Source organism: Nocardia farcinica (assembly GCF_029867845.1).
Lineage (GTDB): Bacteria > Actinomycetota > Actinomycetes > Mycobacteriales > Mycobacteriaceae > Nocardia > Nocardia farcinica_A.
The window spans coordinates 1-1,209 of record NZ_JARWRU010001252.1 but is presented as its reverse complement, the minus strand read 5'-3'; the positions used below and the strand labels follow the sequence as shown (position 1 = coordinate 1,209).

Genomic DNA, 1,209 nt, shown 5'->3' with positions numbered 1-1,209 from the left:
CCCCCCCCCCCCCCCCCCCCCCCCCCCCCCCGGCCCCCCCGGGGTTTTCCTACCCCGGGGGGCGCCGTTGTCATGCGGTGCTGCGGCTGCCTCGGGGAGCCGCCCGGGTGGCGCAACCGGTCCCGGTTCGAGACGGGTGCCGTCTCGGCCGCCTTCTCGTCTCGGCCGCCTTTCCGCCTCGGCGCCGCGCTCTCAGTCGTCCTCGCCGGTCAGCCGCCTGCGATCGCGCTCCTCGGCGGCGGCAGCGGCGTTGCGCCGCTGTTCCTCGGCGGCCAGCTGCAGCGCCGTGCGGCTCCACACCACCCGCACCCAGTGGAAGGTCAACACGACCACCGCCACGGTGCCGAGGATCAGGCCGGCACCGGGACCGGCGCCGAGGTAGTCGCTGCGGCCGAGATCGTCCAGGCCGGGGGTCTGGCGGTGCCAGATGGACAGCACACCGAAGAAGGAGGCCAGCGCCGAGCCCGCGACGGCGAACCACGCCAGCACCCAGCGCCGGGTCATCAGCGCCAGCAGCGAGAAGCCGATGCCGAAGACGGCGGCGAACCACACGAACAGCCGCGAGGGCAGGCCGATGTGCTCCAGCCGCGCCACCTCGGTGTCCAGCAGCACGTCGAATCCGCGTGCGCCGCCCGCGTGCGGCAGTACCAGCGAGAACAGCAGGACGAAGACCGCGCCCGCGACCACCATCGCGCGCACCCCGGGGTCGATCTCGCCGGCGATGCGCCGCTCGACGGCGTCCAGCTCGTCGCGGAACTGATCGAATTCCCGTTCGGTGCTGCTCGCCCGATCGGTATTGCTGCTGCTCACCGCGTCGCCTCCTGCGTCGTCACCGGCATCGGATCGGTCGCGTCCCACTCTGCCACTGCCGCCCGCACCGGCCGCACCCGACCCACTACGACGCGTAGTATCCGGCTCGTCCCCGGCCTCGTGCTCGGCTCCGGCGGCGCGATCGTCGTCGCGTTCCCCCGGGTCGGGGCTCACGAGCCACACCCGGTGGAGCAGCCCGCGGCCACCGGCTCCGGTGCGGGCGCGCCGATGCGCGGCAGGCCGAGACCGACACCGATCGGCGCGGTCTTGGGCGTGGTGCCCGCCTCGGGGCCGGCACCCGCCCCGGGGGGGCGGGGGGCGCCCCCCCGCGCCGGCGCGCAAACGGGGGGGGGGGGGGGCCCGGGGGTGTGCCCCGGGGCCCCGGGGCCCCCGCCGGGA

General features: G+C 76.3%; 1 protein-coding gene and 1 pseudogene. Both read right to left on the bottom strand.

The window, feature by feature from the left end; translation table 11 throughout:
* Positions 1-192 precede the first annotated feature (192 nt).
* On the bottom strand, positions 193-810 hold the full coding sequence (locus QH283_RS28075) for an Rv2732c family membrane protein (protein WP_280505939.1): 618 nt from the start codon (positions 808-810) through the stop codon (positions 193-195).
* 170 nt (positions 811-980) lie between these two features.
* Positions 981-1,209, bottom strand: a pseudogene (locus tag QH283_RS28070) (tRNA (N6-isopentenyl adenosine(37)-C2)-methylthiotransferase MiaB); the annotation flags it as partial.